The sequence below is a fragment of the Mariniflexile gromovii genome (genome assembly GCF_017814435.1).
Lineage (GTDB): Bacteria > Bacteroidota > Bacteroidia > Flavobacteriales > Flavobacteriaceae > Mariniflexile > Mariniflexile gromovii.
Map to the genome: position 1 here is coordinate 1 of NZ_JAGJCB010000018.1, position 19,908 is coordinate 19,908.

Below are 19,908 nucleotides of genomic sequence, written 5' to 3' on the forward strand. Positions count from 1 at the left end.
TGATTCTATTTCTTGAACAACCTGAAGCTTAAAAGAAATCGAATAATCTTTTTGAGTACGCTTTACATACCCACTGTTTTCTGGTGTTTTCATTACACTAAGGTTTGAGTGTATCGCTATTGCCGGACGGGACAAATACAGCAATTAAAAAAGCTTAAGGTTTCTCAAGCTTTTTTTTTTATTTCCCATAGTTTCTAATTAAATACGCTTTGCTTCTTCCCAAAACACATCCATTTCAGCCAATGTCATCTCTTTTAAAGGTTTGTTAATTGACTTTGCTTTCTCTTCAAGATATTGAAAGCGTTTTGAGAATTTTTTATTGGTCCGTTCTAAAGCATTTTCCGGATTAATCTTTAGAAAACGGGCATAATTAACCATGGAAAACATTACATCTCCAAACTCGCTTTCCATAGCATCCTTATCGCCTTTTTCTACTTCAGTTTTAAATTCGGCAAGTTCTTCTTCCACTTTTTCCCAAACTTGATTTGGTTGTTCCCAGTCAAAACCCACGCCTGCTACTTTTTCTTGTATTCTATTGGCTTTAACCAGTGCTGGCAAACTATTTGGAACCCCCTCTAAAACACTTTTTTTCCCTTCTTTCAACTTTAAATTTTCCCAATTGCGCTTAACATCCTCTTCTTTTTCAACGGTTACATCGCCATAAATATGTGGATGCCTACTTATCAATTTTTCACATATACTATTGCATACATCGCCAATATCAAAATCATTGGTCTCACTTCCTATTTTGGAATAAAACACAATATGAAGCAGTACATCGCCTAATTCCTTTTTAACTTCTTCTAAATCATTATCTAAAATAGCATCACCCAGTTCGTAAGTTTCTTCTATGGTTAAATGCCGCAATGTTTCCATGGTTTGTTTTTTATCCCATGGGCACTGGGCTCGTAACTCGTCCATGATTGTTAATAATCTATCAAAAGCTTTAAGTTGTTCCTTTCTACTATTCATATATATTTCTTTAATGGATGCTTTTTATATTTTATAGAAAAGTAAATGTATTAAATATGACAGAGAATAGTGTATTAATATTATTTTCAATTTGTGATGAACCGTAAAAATTTTAATCCGTACATCGAAAAAAAACTAAAACCATCAAAATATATTATATTTTTTACTATTTTGTAAGGATAAGTCTCTCATATATAATTTCTGTTTATTAATCTTAAATTAAAATATGATGAACAAAATCATTTTTTTTCTACTTTTCACACCAACATTATTTGCTCAAGTTGGTATAGGAATTACAACTCCCACAGCAACACTTGATGTTAACGGCACAGTCCGAATTAGAAGCACTACAAATGAAACCGATGTAGATGTTATTAATGATTCTATTTTAGTGGTATCTAAATCTGGAAATATTAATAGCGTTAAAGGTGTCGATATCATAAACGCTACGTTACCCAGTATGGTTAGGGCTTCTTTTTCAAGTGGTGGAAATATTTCTCACAACATAGTTTCAGGCAGCTCTATAATTAAATTTAATAACGAACTGACTGATTATAATAATGAATTTGATACTGCTACAAACACATTTACGGCAAAACAAGACGGTATTTATAGCATTAGCGCACAAATAAAACTTAATTCTTCAATTAGTGTGAGTACAAACTTTGGTTTAGGAATTTATAAAAATAATGTTTTAATAGCTGAACAAAACTTTCTCAGCGTTGTTGTGAGCATATTAAGTGTTAATATTAATGTATCACCACCCATTCGATATATTTCGACTATATTGGATTTAGCATCAAACGACACTATCACTTTTAAAGTAAGTTCAACCCTTGCTACGGTCAATATTTTAGGAACATCCTCTGATAGTTATTGTGCAATTTATCAATTAAGGTAAAAAAACCTAAAGCAAAAGCCACTACAAATATGTAATGGCTTATGTTTATGTAATAACTTGTAAATTTATTAAGAGGCTTTATTATTTTCCTTTTTAATTAAGTTTAAAGCAGATCCTTCATTATACCATGCTATTTGTGCAGCATTATAGGTATGATTCAATTTGATGTTATCTTTACTACCATCTGCATGTACAGCTTCCAGTGTTAATTGTTTATCGGGAGCAAACTCATTTAAATCCAAAAAGTTGAATGTATCATCTTCTTGAATTAAATCATAATCGGCTTCATTAGCAAACGTTAATCCTAACATACCTTGTTTTTTAAGGTTTGTTTCATGAATACGGGCAAACGATTTTACAATAACCGCAGCAACTCCTAAAAAGCGAGGTTCCATAGCTGCATGTTCACGTGAAGACCCTTCACCATAATTATGATCTCCCACAACAATGGTTTTAATGCCTTTAGCTTTGTATTGACGTTGTACATCTGGCACACCACCGTATTCACCCGTTAATTGATTTTTAACAAAATTTGTTTTTTGGTTATAGGCATTTACCGCACCAATTAAACAGTTGTTTGAAATATTATCTAAATGCCCACGGAAACGCAACCAAGGTCCAGCCATACTAATATGGTCGGTTGTACATTTACCGAATGCTTTTATTAATAATTTAGCGCCTTTTATAGTGTTTCCTATAGGTTCGAAAGGCTCTAATAATTGTAAACGCTCTGAAGTTGGAGACACATTTACTTGCACATGACTACCATCTTCTTCAGGAGCCAAATAGCCATTATCTTTAACTTCAAAACCTTTTGGAGGTAGTTCCCATCCCGTTGGCTCTTCGAACATGACTTCTTCACCATTTTCGCTGATAAGCTTATCCGTCATAGGGTTGAAATCCAAACGCCCTGCAATGGCAATAGCCGCTGTAATTTCTGGTGAAGCCACAAAAGCATGTGTATTTGGGTTTCCATCGGCACGCTTCGCAAAGTTTCTATTGAATGAATGCACGATGCTATTCTTTGGAGCATTTTTCGGATCGCTATATCTAGCCCACTGCCCAATACAAGGGCCACAGGCATTGGTGAAAATTTTTGCGTCTAATTTTTCAAATACTTGAAGAATACCGTCTCTTTCAGCAGTATATCTTACTTGTTCAGAACCTGGATTAATACCCAGTTCAGATTTCATTTTAATGCCCTTATCTAAAGCTTGTTGTGCAATAGATGCGGCACGCGATAAATCTTCATACGATGAATTGGTACAAGATCCAATCAATCCCCATTCTACGGCAATTGGCCAATCGTTAGCAGTTGCTTTCTCCTTCATTTCTTTACCAACATTCGTTGATAAATCTGGAGTAAACGGACCATTTAACAAAGGTCCTAGTTCTGATAAGTTGATTTCAATAACCTGATCGAAATATTTTTCTGGTGAAGCATAAACTTCGGGATCGGCAGTTAAATATTCTTTAACTTTATTAGCAGCATCGGCAACATCTGCTCTATCGGTAGAACGTAAATAGCGCTCCATAGATTCATCATAACCAAAAGTTGATGTGGTAGCACCTATTTCTGCACCCATATTACAAATGGTTCCTTTACCGGTACAGGACATGGCTGTTGCTCCAGGTCCAAAATACTCTACAATCGCTCCGGTACCACCTTTAACGGTTAAAATTTCGGCTACTTTTAAAATAACATCTTTTGGTGCTGTCCAACCCGATAATTTACCTGTTAACTTCACTCCTATTAACTTAGGGAATTTAAGTTCCCAAGCCATACCTGCCATTACATCAACCGCATCTGCTCCACCAACACCAATAGCAACCATACCTAAACCACCTGCGTTAACGGTATGGGAATCGGTACCAATCATCATCCCTCCAGGGAATGCATAATTTTCCAATACTACTTGGTGGATAATACCGGCACCTGGTTTCCAGAAACCAATTCCGTATTTATTTGAAACCGACTCTAAGAAATTAAACACCTCACTACTTACGCTATTGGCATGTTTTAAATCGACTGCCGCACCTTCTTTAGCTTGTATTAAGTGATCGCAATGCACCGTAGTGGGAACAGCAACTTTGCTTTTTCCAGCTTGCATAAACTGTAATAACGCCATTTGAGCTGTTGCGTCTTGACATGCAATTCTATCAGGAGCAAAATCTACATAATCCTTGCCTCTTTCAAAAGCTGTTGTTGCGTTTCCATCCCATAGATGATTGTATAATATTTTTTCAGATAATGTTAGTGGTTTACCAACAATGTCTCGGGCAACATCTACGCGTTCTTTCATTCTAGCGTAAACCCCTTTTATCATATCAATGTCAAATGCCATAAATTTTATTTTTTCAATTTTGATTAACACAAGATACGAAATATAGAAGGGCAATAAAAATTGATTTCTACTTTTAATGATTTTTTACAACATTACTATATTAATCGTCTAATTATTGTTTAAAAAAAGTAATCATTTCACAGTGCAAAAAAAAAAAGCCCGAGCATAAAACTCGGGCTTTTGAATTACGTTTATATAAATCAAGATTACTTCACTAGTAATTTACTTGAAGGTTTAAACTTGGTTAAGTTAATGCCAACTACAGCAGCTTGATATTCAGCTAAATTAGGTGTTCTACCTAAAACTGTAGATAAAACAACAACTGGCGTTGACGATAATAAAGATTCACCCTTTTTCTCACCAGAATCTTTCACCACTCTTCCTTGGAATAAGCGTGTGGATGTCGCCATTACAGTATCACCTGGTTCTGCTTTTTCTTGGTTACCCATACACAAGTTACAACCTGGACGCTCTAAGTACAGCATATTTTCATATTTAGTACGAGCTGCAGCTTTAGGGTCGTTGTCATCAAACTCAAAACCAGAGTATTTTTGTAAAACTTCCCAATCGCCTTCTGCTCTTAACTCATCTACAATATTATATGTAGGAGGCGCTACTACTAGAGGTGCTTTAAACTCAACTTTTCCTTGTTGCGACTCAATATTTTTCAACATTTGAGCTAATATTTTCATATCACCTTTGTGAACCATACAAGATCCTACAAAGCCTAAATCTACTTTTTTAGTACCACCATAAAAAGACAATGGTCTGATAGTATCATGCGTATAACGTTTAGAAACATCATCGTTATATACATCTGGATCAGCAATCATTGGTTCTTCTATTTTATCAAGATCAATAACAACTTCTGCAAAATACTTAGCATAGGCATCTGGGGTTAATGCTGGTTTTTCACCAGATTTAATCTCAGCTATTCGTTTATCAGCAATGGCAACCAAACCTTTAAGAACTTGCAATTTATTATCCATCCCTTTATCAATCATGATTTGGATTCTTTCCTTTGCAATCTCTAAAGATTCAATTAAAGTAGCATCTTCAGAAATACAGATAGAGGCTTTTGCTTTCATTTCTGCAGTCCAATCTGTAAATGTGAATGCCTGATCTGCTGTAAGTGTTCCTAAATGAACCTCAATCACTCTACCTTGGAATACATTATCTCCACCAAATTGCGAAAGCATTTGAGATTGCGTTGCATGAACAACATCACGGAAATCCATGTAATCTTTCATAGTTCCTTTAAAAGTCACTTTTACAGATTGTGGAATTGGCATGGTAGCTTCACCAGTAGCAAGTGCTAAAGCAACTGTTCCAGAATCGGCACCAAAAGCAACACCTTTAGACATTCTTGTATGAGAATCTCCACCAATAATTATTGCCCAATCATCAACCGTAATATCATTCAAAACTTTATGGATTACATCCGTCATAGCATGATATTCTCCTTTAGGATCGCGCGCAGTAATTAAACCAAAATCGTTCATGAACTTCATTAACTTTGGAATATTTGCTTTCGATTTATTGTCCCAAACAGAAGCTGTATGGCATCCAGATTGGTAAGCACCGTCCACAATAGGCGAAATAACCTTAGCTGCCATAGATTCAAGCTCTTGAGCGGTCATTAAACCTGTGGTATCTTGCGAACCAACAATATTTACCTCTACACGAACATCCGATCCTGCATGCAATACTTTTCCGGGTGTATTACCAACAGCATTTTTATTGAATATTTTTTCAACAGCCGTAAGACCTTGGCCTTCAATAGAAATCTCTTTTGATGGTGCATACACTTGAGGAATATCAATTCCTAAAGTTTTAGCTGCAAATGTTTGTAGTTTTTTACCAAATACAATAGCATAAGAACCTCCCGCTTTGATAAACTCCACTTTTTGTGGTGTTAATGAAGCCGAAATATCCATTAACTCTTGATTGCCCTTGTATAACTTTTTCTCTTTTGTGTTTATTGTTAAAACCGTACCTGTTTCAACAGAATATTTTTGCTCTAATACAGGTTCTCCATCGGCACCCATAATGGTATTGCCATCAGCATCTTTTTGCTTTACCCAGTTTTGTAAATCAATTCCAATACCTCCTGTTACACCAACTGTAGTTAAGAAAATTGGAGAAATACCGTTAGTACCTGCAATAATTGGAGCTATATTGATAAAAGGCACATACGGACTTGCTTGAACACCTGTCCATAAAGCCACATTGTTTACACCTGACATTCTTGAAGAACCAACTCCCATGGTTCCTTTTTCGGCAATTAACATCACACGTTTGTCTGGATGCTGCTCTTTTAATTTTAAAAGATTCTTTTGCATTTCTTTATTATGCTCAAAGATACACTGACCGTGCAACTCACGATCAGATCTTGAATGCGCATCACCACCAGGCGAAAGTAAATCGGTAGAAATATCACCAATACCCGCAATAAATGTCACGATATCTATTTTCTCATCAATCTCTGGAAGTTTTGTAAAAAACTCTGCTTGGGCATAGCTTTCCAAAATATCTTTAGCAATAGCGCTATCGCTTTTATAAGCTTCCTTTAAACGATACATGTCTGCCTCATAAAGGTAAACTTGTGTTTTTAAAACTTCGGCAGCCGCTTTGGCTTTTGCTTCATCATCACCTAAAGCGATATCAAGTAACACTTCAATAGAAGGCCCCCCTTTCATATGTGATAACAACTCTAAAGCAAAGGCAGGTGAAATTTCTTTAACTAAAGATTCACCAAGAATGATCTCTTTTAAAAATTTAGCTTTTGCTCCTGCTGCACTGGTAGTACCTGGCACAACATTGTAAATGAAAAAGTTAAGAGAATCTTCTCTATACTTGTTATCTAAATCTTTAATTTGCTCAATAATTGCGCTTAACAATTCGGCACTTTCAATTGGCTTTGGACTTAGCCCTTGAGCTTTTCTTTCTTCAATCTCCTTGATGTAATCATTGTAAATGTTCATATTGGAAAGTCTTTTCGTTTTTTTAGCTTTTTATAAACACACTAGCTGTAAGCCCAGTAAACTGATTACAGACTTTAATATTCATGTTAAAAGCCCTAATTATAGTTGTTAGTTCATTTTAAAAGTGATGCAAAATACTAAATAAATACAAAGTTTTGAAAATAAAACACGGAATGCTACACACAACAATATTAAATTATTATAGTACTATTATTTTTTAATATGATTTGTGTTTTTTTAATGAAATCAACAAAAAAATGATGATTTAATAACGCTTTAATATTAAAGAATTAAAAAAGACTATTTATAATTTGTATCTCTGAAATTCCTTCAGCTTCCGCTTTGTAGTTTTTAATAATTCTATGCCTTAAAATACTATGTGCTACCGCTTGTACGTTTTCAATATCTGGAGAAAATTTACCATGTATAGCGGCATGTGTTTTGGCTGCTAAAATTAAGTTTTGTGAAGCTCTTGGTCCTGCTCCCCAATCGATGTAGTTTTTAACCAAATCGTTAGCAGCATCGCCATTTGGTCTTGTTTTACCAACCATAGCCACGGCATATTCAATAACATTATCGGCTACTGGTATTCTTCTTATTAAATGTTGAAAATCTATTATTTCCTTTGCAGAAAAAAGTGCATTCACTTTAGCTTGTGTATCTGTAGTAGTTGCTTTTACAACATCAACTTCTTCTTGAAATGATGGATAATCTAAATTTATTGCGAACATAAAACGGTCTAACTGTGCTTCAGGCAACGGATAAGTTCCTTCTTGCTCAATTGGGTTTTGAGTTGCTAAAACAAAATAAGGTAATTCCAATTTATAGTGATGCCCTGCAACGGTTACGGCACGCTCCTGCATGGCTTCCAATAAAGCTGCTTGGGTTTTTGGCGGTGTTCTGTTAATCTCATCTGCCAAAATAATATTTGAAAAAATAGGGCCTTTTATAAATTTAAAATGGCGGTCTTCATCCAATATCTCACTACCAAGAATATCACTCGGCATTAAATCTGGGGTGAATTGAATGCGTTTAAAATCGAGTCCTAAAGCTTGTGCAATGGTATTTACCATTAAGGTTTTTGCTAAACCAGGAACACCAATAAGCAAAGAGTGACCACCAGAAAAAATAGAAATCAATATTTGATTAACTACTTCATCTTGACCAACAATAACTTTGGCAATTTCGGTTTTTAAATCTTTATATCGTTTTACAAATTGTTCAATCGCAGCTACATCAGACATATAATTATTTCTTTAACCAGTTGCTAGAAAATTCACAGTTTCTGTATTCCCCGCTAATTTTTATATAAGTATCTAAGATTTTCTCCTCTTGCCATTTTGCAATTGCCTTTATCTTCTTTTCGTCTAAAGCCAAACTTTTGATTTTCAAATAATCGCGCGCATAATCTGCTTCATGCTCATTGATTCTATCTGTAACCATTAAAATTTTAAACTTCACTTTGCCAGTTCGGTCTTCTTCTTTTAAAACAAGGCTTACTTCATTATCTTTCAAGTTCTGAATTTGCGAATATAATTCTGGTTCCATCCTAGTCAACTCAAAATTATAATCTTGTGTGGTTGGGTTTATAAGTTGGCCACCATCTCCACGTGTTTCTTTTTCATCACTTGCCTCTCTTGCTGCATCTGCAAACGATATTTTTCCATCAACAATACGTTGTCTAACTTTTTCTAAACGCTCTTTTGCTTCCTTTACAGCTTCGGTAGAAACCTTAGGTGATAGTAAAATATGGGCTACATCATATTCTTGTCCTCTAATTTTATCACATTGAATGATATGGTATCCAAATTCAGTTTCAAAAGGTTCTGATATTTCTCCTTCTTGAAGCGAAAAAGCCACTTGTCTAAACTCCTTAACCATTCGAGGTTGCTTTCTGTTTAACGTGTATTTTCCACCTTTACTTGCCGACCCAGGATCTTCTGAATACAAAACAGCTTTGGAACGGAAGCTTGCTCCGTTTTCGATGATATCTGCTTTAAATTCCTTTAACCTGTTAATAACACGTTGTTTTTCTTCTTCAGACACCCTAGGTTCTGCAACTATTTGGGCAACTTTTAATTCGGTACCAAATGTTGGGCGTTCTTCTTTAGGAATTCTTTCAAAAAAAGCACGTACTTCTTCAGGCGTTATTTCAATGGACTCAACAATTTTAGCTTGCATCTTTTGTGCTAACTGGTTGGTTTTATTGATTTCAAACATTTCATCTCTAAAAGATTTTTCATCATCCTTTTTGTAGAACTCTAAAAGTTCTTTCATAGATTTCCCAGATTGTGCTAAAAATTGCTCCACTTGATAGTCTACATTTCTTCTAATTTCAGCGTCTGATACTAATATACTGTCTTGTACTGCTTGATGTGCATACAACTTATCTTCTAACAATTTTCCGAATAACTCACAGGGTTTAATACTAGAGGTATTTACACCTTGTGCCTGTAGTTGCAAATAGGCTTTATCAACATCTGAATCCAAAAGAATATAATCACCCACAACCGCTGCAACACCATCTACTTTTTTAGCATTTTGGGCTTTAGTTGTGTCTACTTTTTTAGGTGCATCCTCTACTATCTCGTCGTTAATTACTTCTTGAGCAGATATATTATTTACTAGCAATAGGGTTATACATAAAAACCCAAGGTGTTTCAAATTATTTATAAATTTCAAATTGTTTATTTTTAATAGCATCTTTAGTAATGTCTTTTTCTAATTCTCTAATAAGTTCAAGCTTTCTTTTGTTAACGACAATTTGGTCTATAGTTGGCCTTACATACTCTAAAGGCGCCGTATCATTTCGAAGTAAAACGTCATTAATTTGCATCAAATATACTCCTAATGAGTCTTTGAGTTGTACAAAATTAGATTTTTTTAACAGTTGATTTTTATTTTCGGGAGTTATTGCCGAAATTTTATTGATTACTTGGTTGGTTTTAATCCAAATAGTATCATTTAAAGAATAGGATTTAAACTGAATTGATATCGCGTTTAAATCTTTTTTGTCTTTGGAATTGAAGCGTTTAAATTTTTCTACAACAGAATTGAAATTTAAAATATTTTCATCTATATGAATGTATCTAAATTTAAGCAAGTCTTCGTTTAGTTTAAATACATCTTTATTTTCATTGTAATAAGTTTCGGCTTCTTGGGTGGTAACAACCGTATCCATATCCCTTTTTACCAATGCTTCAATATAAGCCTTGGTATACAAGTCATTTTTATATTGCTGTATTAATTTATTAAATTCGTCTTGTTTCGATTGGCTTAAATTTACTTTGGCACCATCAACAAATAATTGTTGGGTTGCCCAACGATTGATAAAGTTTTGAACCACTAACATACTATCTTCTTTAGGTGTTCCTTCAGATACCAAATCTTTAATATCATCATAATACAAATAGGTATCGTTCACCCTTGCGACAGGTACCCTATCGTCTGTTTTTTTAAAAAAGTCGCAGGAATTGACTAAAATAAAAAGAAAAAATATGATGGTTTTATTTCGCACTTATTGGTTTTTTATTTGAGTTTTTACACTTTCTAAAGCCTCTTGGTTTACAACTACTTTGTATTTTTCCGCCAACTCTTTTAGCCATTTTTCTTCTTTAAAAGCTTGATAGTCGCTTATAACCAAGCCCTTAGCTTCATCCAATGTTTTTTGAGTTTCAGGCAACACCTCATTTACTTGAACCAAAACAAAGGCGTTGTTATGATTGTATATTTTAGAGATGCCTTTTTTAAATTCAAACGCTTTTGGCAATGCTTGGTGGTTAGCCTCCATAGTATCTACAGTAAAGATAACGTCTATTTTGTTATTACTATTGATAAGGGCTTTAATTTCTGGTAAACCCATACGCTTTTTCAATAGTTTTCCGACTTTTTTAAGCGTTTTTTGGTCTTTTGAAGAAGCAACAACCGCATCTATTCGCTTTGGAGTTGTGTACTTATTTTTGTGTGCGTTATAGTAATTTTCAATTTCCAAAGAATCGGTTTTAGCCGTATTCCAAATAGTTGTTTCCATTAAATCGAACAATAATAATCCGTCTCTATATTCTGCAACTACATGGGCGTATTCTTCGTTTTCGCTTTCTAGATTATCTTCCTGATAAGTTACAACATTGGTATTTAAAAACGTGTTGTACTGTTTTGAAACCAATGTTTTAAAATCGGTTTTTGAAGGCATATTTCGTTGTGCCGAAACTAAATAATCGCCAAAATCTTTATAAGTTAATTGCTTGTTCCCTATTTTAACAAGAGGTTTGCTTTCGGTAAAACCTTTTGGGAGTTCCCAAGTACCTTTAAAAAAATTGTCGTTTAAAATGGATGCAAAATAAGCTAATGCTTTGTTTTCTTCCTTAAGGTTATACTTTGCCTTAAGCTTCGTATACAAAGCCTCGTCTATTAACTTAGAACGTTCATCGCGTTTAACTTTTTGTTCCAATTCCGGTTTCATTTTTTCAAAAGATGCTACAGGCCTTTTACCAAGCAACTTAACAATATGCCAACCGTAAGCCGATTTAAAAGGCTCAGACACATCTCCTATTTCCTTTAAACCAAAAGCAGTACCTTCAAACTCTTCCGAATTTATTTGTCCACCCGAAAACGGCGCAAGCTTACCTCCGTTTGGAGCCGAATTTCCATCGTCTGAAAACTGTTTTGCCAAGGCTTCAAAATCTTCACCTTGTTTTAGTTTTTTATAAATATCTTGAATTCTATTTTCTGGTTTTTCCGCTAAGGAATCCCCTGGTTTTTCAACAACCATAATATGCGCTACGGTACGCTCACCTCTCGATTTTCTTTTATCTTGCACATATACAATATGGTAGCCAAATTGGGTTTTAAACGGTTGCGAAATAGCGCCTACTTTGGTATTGTATGCGGCATTTTCAAACGGATAAACCATTCTGAAACCCGAAAAATAACCTAAATCTTCTCCATAAACCGTTTGTCCATTGTGCACTTCTTTTCTAACTTTTTCAAAACCTTCTTTTAAAGCTCTTTCACGTAATTTTACGATGGTATTATAAGCTGCCAGCGTATCTTTAGGATTTGCGTTTTCTGGAATTTTTATTAAAATATGCGATGCTTTTACATCGTTGGAAACACGTTCATAAGCTTCTTGAACCAAAGCATCTGTTACTTCAGAATCTGAAATAAAACTTTTAGCCAACTGCTTTTTATATGAATCCAATTCGCGTATGTACGATGGTTTCTCATGAAGCTCTAAAGCTTTTGCTTCCTTTAATTTTAATTTATAATTGGTGAAAAGTGATAAATATTCATCTACATTTTTTTGAGATTCATCTTGAACCAAATCTAAATTCTTATTATAAACCCTTAAAAACTCCGATGTATAAACGGGTTCACCATCTACTGAAAAAAGGATATCTTTATTAGCAGATTGACCATAAATATTGAAAATTGCTGTTGAAAAAAATAAAATAAATAAATACTTATAATTCATTTGAAAAAATTTAATTGATAGCACAAAAATAGCAATATAAACCTTTTATGCAAGTTGCTTTAACAAACGATGAAAAAGATAAAATATTACCATTCTAAATGATATATTTTTTTACCTTTCCATATTCATATTTATAAAATAACATGCGAAAATTAAAGCTAATATGGGATTTTCATGGGCCAGACGCCAATAAAATTGCGGAACACCATGAAATACATTTAAAAGAATATATTCAACTCGAAAAATTAGACATTTCCATTACGGGTTTTGAAGCTGTAAGCGATGTACATGCTATCGCTTTTTTAGTGGTTGATGAAGCGGATATGAAACCCATTCGAGATGCTTTAAAACCGCATAGAGGACAGTTTTTTTCAAATTAATTCCGGAAATGCTAAACCGTAATCCAATAATCTTCTTAGTAATACTACTTAAATCAACTGTTGTGTAATCGAAAATTATGCTTTGCACAAAATTTGATTTTATAAGAAAAATCAACTAACTTCGTTTAACAATCGATAAAGTTCATTGAAACGGAACTTTATCTTCGCATTGTACGCAATTTGAGAAAAATCATTCCGTGAAAAAATATTAAACCTATTTTAATGATAAATAAGAGAAAAACAGATATTGCTTTCAAGTTTTTGATTCAAGGACTTTATGGTCAAAATGATTATTATAAAGTAAAAAATTCTCAAACTGTTGCTAAAGCGAAACGTTACTATTTGAAAATTCTTGATACCTTCTTAATAGCAATAAATGAAACAATCATTATTTCTGACAAAACTCATGTGCAATTGTTGAAATCTATAATCTCGGAAGGAAAAAAAAGATTGAGCAGTTCAAAAACCTTTGAATCTCTTGACAATTCTCTTATCTGTACTCAAACTGAATTAATTTTTCAATTAATAGGTAATAATCCTGAACGAAATTTTGAAAAAAATGTACCGAATAGAAAAGACAAATGGAAATTAAATAGACATAGACAAATTCAATACATCCAAACTAACGAACAAAAATTAAATCAGATTTTTAATTTAATTCAATCTAGATACAGTGACCGATTTCCGAAATTTATAGATGATTTCTTTAATAAAGTTTATCTGGACGAATGTCAAAGTGATTTTGGGAATTTAATTCGTTGGATAAAAATAAGTCACCCAGATATTTATTTGGAAATAATATAAAAACTGGTTGTAACTCTATGTAAAAAAAAACATTGTTTATTTTAGTTAAACCGTTTGCTCATTGCTTTGTTTGTTAGCTTCTGATTTTCCAAGATATAATAAACGTTAAACGAACTCATAAATCCATAAATCATAAAAAAATCCAGCAATTAGCTGGATTTTAAATATCTAAAACAATTTGTTCAATTAGTTTACCACCAATCTAAAACCTTCACCGTGAATGTTAAGGATTTCAACTTTTTCATCAAGTTTTAAGTACTTACGCAGTTTTGCAATGTACACATCCATACTACGAGAGGTAAAATAATTATCGTCTCTCCAAATTTTGGTAAGTGCTAATTCACGTGGCATTAAATCGTTTTCATGCAATGCCAACAAACGTAACAATTCATTTTCTTTGGGCGATAATTTAACGGGGTCTCCGCCATCAAATTTTAAAAAACGCAATTTGGAGTTTAAATCGAACCTTCCAATTTTAAACTCAAATTGTTTGCTGTCCGAAATTGTTTCGGTGGCTTTGCGTTGCATAATAGCCTTAATTTTCATGAGCAATACTTCGCTATCAAACGGTTTGTTTAAATAATCGTCTGCGCCTACTTTATAGCCTTTTAAAACATCTTCTTTCATGGTTTTGGCCGTTAAGAAAACAATAGGCACATCGGTATTCTTTTCACGAATTTCCTTAGCTAGCGTGAAGCCATCTTTGTAAGGCATCATAACATCTAAAATGCATAAATCGTAATCGTCCTTTTTAAATTTTTCGAAGCCTTCCATTCCGTTTTTTGCATGAACAACATCGTAATCGTTCATCATCAAATAATCTTTAAGAATAATTCCGAAATTCGGATCGTCTTCAACTAATAATATTTTCTTTTTTTGCTCTTCCATGTTTATGATATTATTGGAAGCTTTATTATAAATGTGCTTCCTTTGTCTTTTTCACTTTCTACTGATACATGACCTTGATGGTCTTCTACAATACGTTTTACATAGGCCAAACCTAAACCATGACCTTTTACGTTATGAATGTTTCCGGTGTGTTCTCTATAAAATTTTTCGAACACGCGTTTGGCAGCTGCTTTGCTCATACCACTGCCATGATCTTTTATTTTTAACAAAATATTGTTTCCAACATTTTCGGTATATACTTCTATTTTTGGTGCTTCTGGTGAATACTTAATGGCATTATCCAGAATGTTAACTATTACATTCGTAAAGTGGGTATCGTTTGCTAAAACCGTGGATTTTGGTGCATCAAAAAATGTTTTGATATACCCTTGCCTGTCTTCAACTATAAGCCCTACATGCGTTATGGCATCTTCCACTAAGTCGTGCAAATCCAACCTATCCTTACTTATATTTAATTCATTTTTCTCTAGTTTAGATATACGCAATACGTTTTCTACTTGGGCGTGCATGCGTTTGTTTTCTTCCTTTATCATTGCCAAATAGCGCACTACTTTTTCTTTATCATCAATAACTTTTGGGTTTTTAATGGCATCTAAAGCTAAATTTATGGTAGCAATAGGTGTTTTAAACTCGTGCGTCATGTTATTGATGAAATCTGTTTTTATTTCAGATATTTTACGCTGTTTTACTAATTGGTACAAAGCACTTCCGTAAGCTAAAATGATGATGGATGTGAAAATTACCGATAGTAAAATCATACCCATAATAGATGATAAAATGAATCTTTTATCATCTGGAAAATTCACCAACAGTTTGTATGTGCTTTGGTTGCTTTCATTATAAAACATAAAAACACTGAATGCCGATTCGTCGTAATTTTCAAAATTATCGCTACGTATTCTAGTGGCTAAACCGTTGCTGTAAATAGCAAATTCAAAATCGATGTTAATGCCATCTTCTTTTAGCTTTTCAGATAATAACTTTTGAATTTCTTCTTTTGTTACACGCTTATGAATTGGTAAACGAGATGTTAAATCTTTATAAACATCTTCAAAAACAATTTCATCGGTACTGGACATTTTGTCTAAAAGCAACAACTTATCGTTTGTACTTAAATCCAAATCCAAACTAGAGCCACTATTTTGGTACACTTTGGTTTCGCGATTACTTAAAATCCGCTTTACACTAATGGTATCTAAACCTATGTCAAAGAGCGATGAATTAAACTTATAATTTTCTTCTAAAGTACCGTTTCTGTAAATTGTGGTCTCTTTTGAGTCTAAATCTTCTTTTATGATATATAAATTTCTAATTGCCGTGGTGTCAACTTTTTCACCCTTAGAAATTAAATCTTGAAGTTTGTACACATATTCTGAGTACTCGCGTTTTTCAATGGTATTTGAAACATAGTTAAGCACTTTGTTTACATTAAACTTAAAACGTTCTTTTTCATTTTTTACAGAACCATTTATATAGTATGCCTGAACAAAAATGATACCTATTAGAGATAAACTCATTAACAGGATTAATAGTACGAAAATCTTTTTGCTCATTATTCAAAATTAACATTTTAACATTTAGTGCTAAGCCCTTTTAACCTTACATTAACAAAAATGTTAAAATTTGTGTTTATTTAATAGATTTTAGAATTTTAACGTGAATTTTCTTTACTTGATTTATAGTATCTTCAAGTGTTGTATTTGTAATTACATAATCTGAAAGTTTTACTTTTTCATCGTCAGACCATTGATTTTTCATGATAGCTTCTACTTTCTCTTCCGTAGTATCGTCACGTTTTAACAAACGTTGTATACGCACTTCTTTTGGTGCTGTAACGGTAATCACATAATCGCATAGTTTATGACCTCCATTTTCAAACAAAATAGCCACTTCTTTTATTACATAAGGACTATTTTGCTTTGCTGACCATTTTTTAAAGTGAGCTGCCACACGTGGGTGCACCATGGCATTCATTTGCTGTAAATAACTTTTATCGTTAAAAATGATATTTGCAATAAAAGGTTTGTTTAATCGATTATCCAAATACGCCTCTTCACCAAACAAGGCTATAAGTTTGCGTTTGATAACTTTAGAACGGTTCATGAGTTTTTTGGCCTCTTCATCAGCTATATAAACGGGAATACCCAACGCCTCAAATTGTTTGGCAACCGTTGTTTTACCACTTCCTATACCACCTGTTAAACCTACTACAATCATTCTATTATGATGAACTCTATACGTTGTTGTTTAATTTTAACATTTTTTGCTGATTTTGGAAATTTTTCCAATTCTGGCACCAATAGCGATTGATTATTTACCACTTTACTGTAATCGCAAACCACCCTGAAATCTTTAGCCGAAATAGAATTAAAGTTACTTAAACTTACATAATAAGACACATTAACTTCTTTAGGAAAATATTTTAAATTGATATTTTCCGGCACATTAATAACAAATACCGGTATTTTTAAAGTACCTTCTGTAAACTTTTCAACTTTTGCTTTTAAGATTATTTTGTCGGTTGAAAACTTTACATCTTTGTTCTTTCTAGCTGTTTTCAGCTTAACGGTTTCGGATAGATTTTTTTTAACATCTTTTAATGATACCTTTTCGGTTTCAACAAAATCAATATTAGACACCAATGCCTTTGGCCCCACTACAAGCAACGAGTCGGGTTCCAAAACATAAGTGCTAGACACATCAAAACCCACGCTATATTTTATATCTTCATTTAGTTTAATAGGCACTTTTTTCACCATGTTTAAACCATATCTAAAGGTGAGCACCTCTGGAGCTATGTTTAGTAATTCAACTTGTTTGCCAAATTGTGTGTTTTCTAAATAGGCCTTGGACTTATTCCAAACAAAAACAGAATCCTTTTTATAGACATCTTTTTTAAAATCTATTTTAATTTTAGGTTTCGAAAAATAATAGGTTAACCATTTAAATCCATGTGTTTTTAAGGTGATGTTTAAAGCTACGGAATCATCAAAAACAACATCTTCTTCTGGAATATTGATTTTTTCAATATTAAAAACCACTGTATTGGTATAGGTTTTTGAAAGTTTGGTAAATATCAAAATGATGAATGCCAAGAGCAAAAACAGAAAAAACACATTTATTTTTTTGTTTTTGATAGAGGTTAATATGTCGGATTTTATTTTTTTTATCATGATGATTTAAAAAACAAATTAGGAAAATGCGTTTCGGGGTTGTTTTTGAAAACGTTTATAGCAAGTGTGGATTTTAAAAAACCATAACCATATCCAAAAAACTGGACTGTAATTGCCAATAACGATAAAACAGAAACCAGCAAGTTTTTAGTTGTATATAACGCTATTAAAAACGCCAAAACAAAGTAAAACGCATAAAAAGCAATGAAAAACTTTATTTGGAAAAACAGTAAAAGTAACGAAACAACAAGCCCTAAACTAAACACCGTTGGAAACCAATAAGTTATTTTTTTTGTTGAAGGATGCCAGTTATTTAAAATAGGGCGCACCAACCCAAACTTATGCACTTGCTTGTAAAATTTACTCCAGGAAATACGTCGTTTATGATACACAAATGCTTCTGGAATAAGCTTTGTTTTAAAACCTAAATTCCAAAGGCGGATGGATAAATCGGGGTCTTCACCGGGATGGATAAAACCAAAACCACCTGAAGCTAAAAAAGCTTCCTTTGAAAGTCCCATATTGAAACTTCGTGGTTGAAACGTATCAACACTTTTTTTGTTGCCTCTAATACCACCGGTGGTGATAAAAGACGTCATTGAAAAATTAATGGCTTTTTGCAAATTGGTAAACGAATGGTGTGCCGCATCAGGACCGCCAAAACAATCTACGTAATTTGCTTTTAAACTTTTTTCAACTTCAAACAAATAGTTTTCAGGCAAAATACAATCGGAATCTAAAATAATAAAATAGTTGCCTTTTGCCTTTTGCATCCCAAAGTTTCTAGAGTCTCCAGGACCTGAATTTTCTTTGAAATAATATGAAATATCGAGCGAAGATGTAAAAGCATCCACCACTGCTTTAGATGATATGGTGGAGCCATCTTCAACAATAACAATTTCAAACTTAGTATCCGTTTTCAACCCAAAAAAACTTTGCAAAAGTTCTTGTGTTTCGTCCGGACGATTATAAACTGGAATGATGAATGAAAATTGTAATTGCATAACACAAATGTAATTAAAGCAAACAAAAAAGCCACCTTATACAAGTGGCTATGTTTTTATTTTTTTAGACCTCACAGGTTTCAAAAACCTGTGTGGTCTATCTATATTTTTTATTCTTCTCCTACGAAAGTACTCATTACGGCATCACTCACACCCATGTTACTAAAACCGCCATCGTTATACAGGTTTTGTAAGGTGACGCGTTTTGTTAAATCGCTAAACAATGTTACGGTGTAGTTTGCACAATCTAAAGCTGTCGCATTACCAAGTGGCGACATTTTATCGGCATAGGCAATAAATCCGTCAAAACCTTTTACACCACTACCCGCAGTCGTTGGTGTTGGTGATTGTGAAATGGTATTTACGCGCACTTTTTTGTCACGACCAAAGAAATACCCAAAACTACGTGCAATACTTTCTAAATATGCTTTATTATCGGCCATATCGTTATAATCTGGGAATACACGTTGCGCAGCCATATAACTTAATGCTACAATACTTCCCCACTCGTTCATAGCATCTTGCTTGTAAAGTGTTTGCATCACTTTATGGAAAGACATAGCAGAAACATCGGTTCCTTTTTGCGTCCAATCATAATTTTGGTCGGTATAGTGCTTTCCTTTTCTAACGTTTATAGACATCCCAATGGAATGTAAAACGAAATCTATTTTACCTCCAAGAATTTCCATAGATTGCTTCACCAAATTTTCTAAATCTTCTAAAGAAGTAGCATCAGCAGGAATAATTTGAGACCCTGTTTTTTCAGCTAACTCGTTAATTTGCCCCATACGCATGGCAACTGGTGCATTGGTTAAAACAAACGTTCCACCTTCTTCATGAACACGTTCTGCTGTTTTCCAAGCAATTGAATTTGAGTCTAATGCTCCAAAAATGATCCCTCTTTTTCCTTTCAGTAAATTATACATATGCGTTAGTTTATATGTTGATTTGTTAATTCGTTGA

16 protein-coding genes are annotated in these 19,908 nt (G+C 33.5%); 3 read left to right on the top strand and 13 right to left on the bottom strand.

From position 1 onward, the window contains the following. Positions 1 to 198: 198 nt before the first annotated feature. Complete coding sequence (gene mazG, locus J8H85_RS15090) at positions 199 to 972, bottom strand: nucleoside triphosphate pyrophosphohydrolase (protein WP_209656041.1); 774 nt, start codon at positions 970 to 972, stop codon at positions 199 to 201. A gap of 226 nt (positions 973 to 1,198) precedes the next feature. Here mazG and J8H85_RS15095 point away from each other — a divergent pair, with 226 nt between their 5' ends. Next, complete coding sequence (locus J8H85_RS15095) at positions 1,199 to 1,873, top strand: C1q-like domain-containing protein (RefSeq protein ID WP_209656042.1); 675 nt, start codon at positions 1,199 to 1,201, stop codon at positions 1,871 to 1,873. 68 nt (positions 1,874 to 1,941) lie between these two features. Here J8H85_RS15095 and J8H85_RS15100 read toward each other — a convergent pair whose 3' ends face one another. The 6 genes from J8H85_RS15100 to J8H85_RS15125 form a co-directional block, all read right to left on the bottom strand. Then, positions 1,942 to 4,218 carry an aconitate hydratase gene (locus tag J8H85_RS15100; protein ID WP_209656043.1) on the bottom strand — a complete coding sequence of 759 codons (2,277 nt, stop codon included), beginning with the start codon at positions 4,216 to 4,218 and terminating at the stop codon, positions 1,942 to 1,944. A gap of 206 nt (positions 4,219 to 4,424) precedes the next feature. Continuing rightward, complete coding sequence (locus J8H85_RS15105; protein WP_209656044.1) at positions 4,425 to 7,202, bottom strand: bifunctional aconitate hydratase 2/2-methylisocitrate dehydratase; 2,778 nt, start codon at positions 7,200 to 7,202, stop codon at positions 4,425 to 4,427. Positions 7,203 to 7,492: 290 nt separating this feature from the next. Continuing rightward, positions 7,493 to 8,446: an AAA family ATPase gene (locus J8H85_RS15110; protein ID WP_209656045.1), complete on the bottom strand. Its 954-nt coding sequence runs from the start codon at positions 8,444 to 8,446 to the stop codon at positions 7,493 to 7,495. A gap of 4 nt (positions 8,447 to 8,450) precedes the next feature. Further along, entirely contained in the window at positions 8,451 to 9,905 is a 1,455-nt protein-coding gene (locus J8H85_RS15115; protein ID WP_209656046.1) for a peptidylprolyl isomerase, read from the bottom strand. After that, on the bottom strand, positions 9,868 to 10,719 hold the full coding sequence (locus tag J8H85_RS15120) for a peptidyl-prolyl cis-trans isomerase (protein WP_317195017.1): 852 nt from the start codon (positions 10,717 to 10,719) through the stop codon (positions 9,868 to 9,870). The genes J8H85_RS15115 and J8H85_RS15120 overlap by 38 nt, the downstream gene beginning before the upstream one ends. Further along, entirely contained in the window at positions 10,720 to 12,675 is a 1,956-nt protein-coding gene (locus J8H85_RS15125; RefSeq protein ID WP_209656047.1) for a peptidylprolyl isomerase, read from the bottom strand. Between the two features lie 143 nt (positions 12,676 to 12,818). Between J8H85_RS15125 and J8H85_RS15130 the strand changes: the two genes are divergently transcribed. After that, positions 12,819 to 13,055: a hypothetical protein gene (locus J8H85_RS15130; protein WP_209656048.1), complete on the top strand. Its 237-nt coding sequence runs from the start codon at positions 12,819 to 12,821 to the stop codon at positions 13,053 to 13,055. 222 nt (positions 13,056 to 13,277) lie between these two features. After that, positions 13,278 to 13,859 (top strand): hypothetical protein, encoded by a 582-nt coding sequence (locus J8H85_RS15135; protein ID WP_209656049.1) that lies wholly within the window; start codon positions 13,278 to 13,280, stop codon positions 13,857 to 13,859. 186 nt (positions 13,860 to 14,045) lie between these two features. On the opposite strand, the gene J8H85_RS15140 is transcribed toward J8H85_RS15135, so the two are convergent. From J8H85_RS15140 to J8H85_RS15165, 6 genes are all read right to left on the bottom strand, one after another. Then, positions 14,046 to 14,747, bottom strand: a complete 702-nt coding sequence (locus J8H85_RS15140; RefSeq protein ID WP_132218798.1) for a response regulator transcription factor — start codon at positions 14,745 to 14,747, stop codon at positions 14,046 to 14,048. Between the two features lie 2 nt (positions 14,748 to 14,749). After that, positions 14,750 to 16,285, bottom strand: coding sequence for a sensor histidine kinase (locus J8H85_RS15145; RefSeq protein ID WP_245243833.1), 1,536 nt, complete (start codon positions 16,283 to 16,285; stop codon positions 14,750 to 14,752). A gap of 112 nt (positions 16,286 to 16,397) precedes the next feature. Further along, entirely contained in the window at positions 16,398 to 16,985 is a 588-nt protein-coding gene (gene coaE, locus J8H85_RS15150) for a dephospho-CoA kinase (protein ID WP_209656051.1), read from the bottom strand. Continuing rightward, positions 16,982 to 17,941 (bottom strand): CdaR family protein, encoded by a 960-nt coding sequence (locus J8H85_RS15155; RefSeq protein ID WP_245243834.1) that lies wholly within the window; start codon positions 17,939 to 17,941, stop codon positions 16,982 to 16,984. Before J8H85_RS15155 ends, coaE begins: the two co-directional genes overlap by 4 nt. Beyond that, the gene (locus J8H85_RS15160; protein ID WP_209656052.1) at positions 17,938 to 18,945 is read right to left on the bottom strand and encodes a glycosyltransferase; all 1,008 of its coding nucleotides are present in this window, start codon (positions 18,943 to 18,945) and stop codon (positions 17,938 to 17,940) included. The genes J8H85_RS15155 and J8H85_RS15160 overlap by 4 nt, the downstream gene beginning before the upstream one ends. Positions 18,946 to 19,055: 110 nt before the next feature. Continuing rightward, the gene (locus J8H85_RS15165; RefSeq protein ID WP_209656053.1) at positions 19,056 to 19,871 is read right to left on the bottom strand and encodes an enoyl-ACP reductase FabI; all 816 of its coding nucleotides are present in this window, start codon (positions 19,869 to 19,871) and stop codon (positions 19,056 to 19,058) included. Between the last annotated feature and the right edge of the window lie 37 nt (positions 19,872 to 19,908).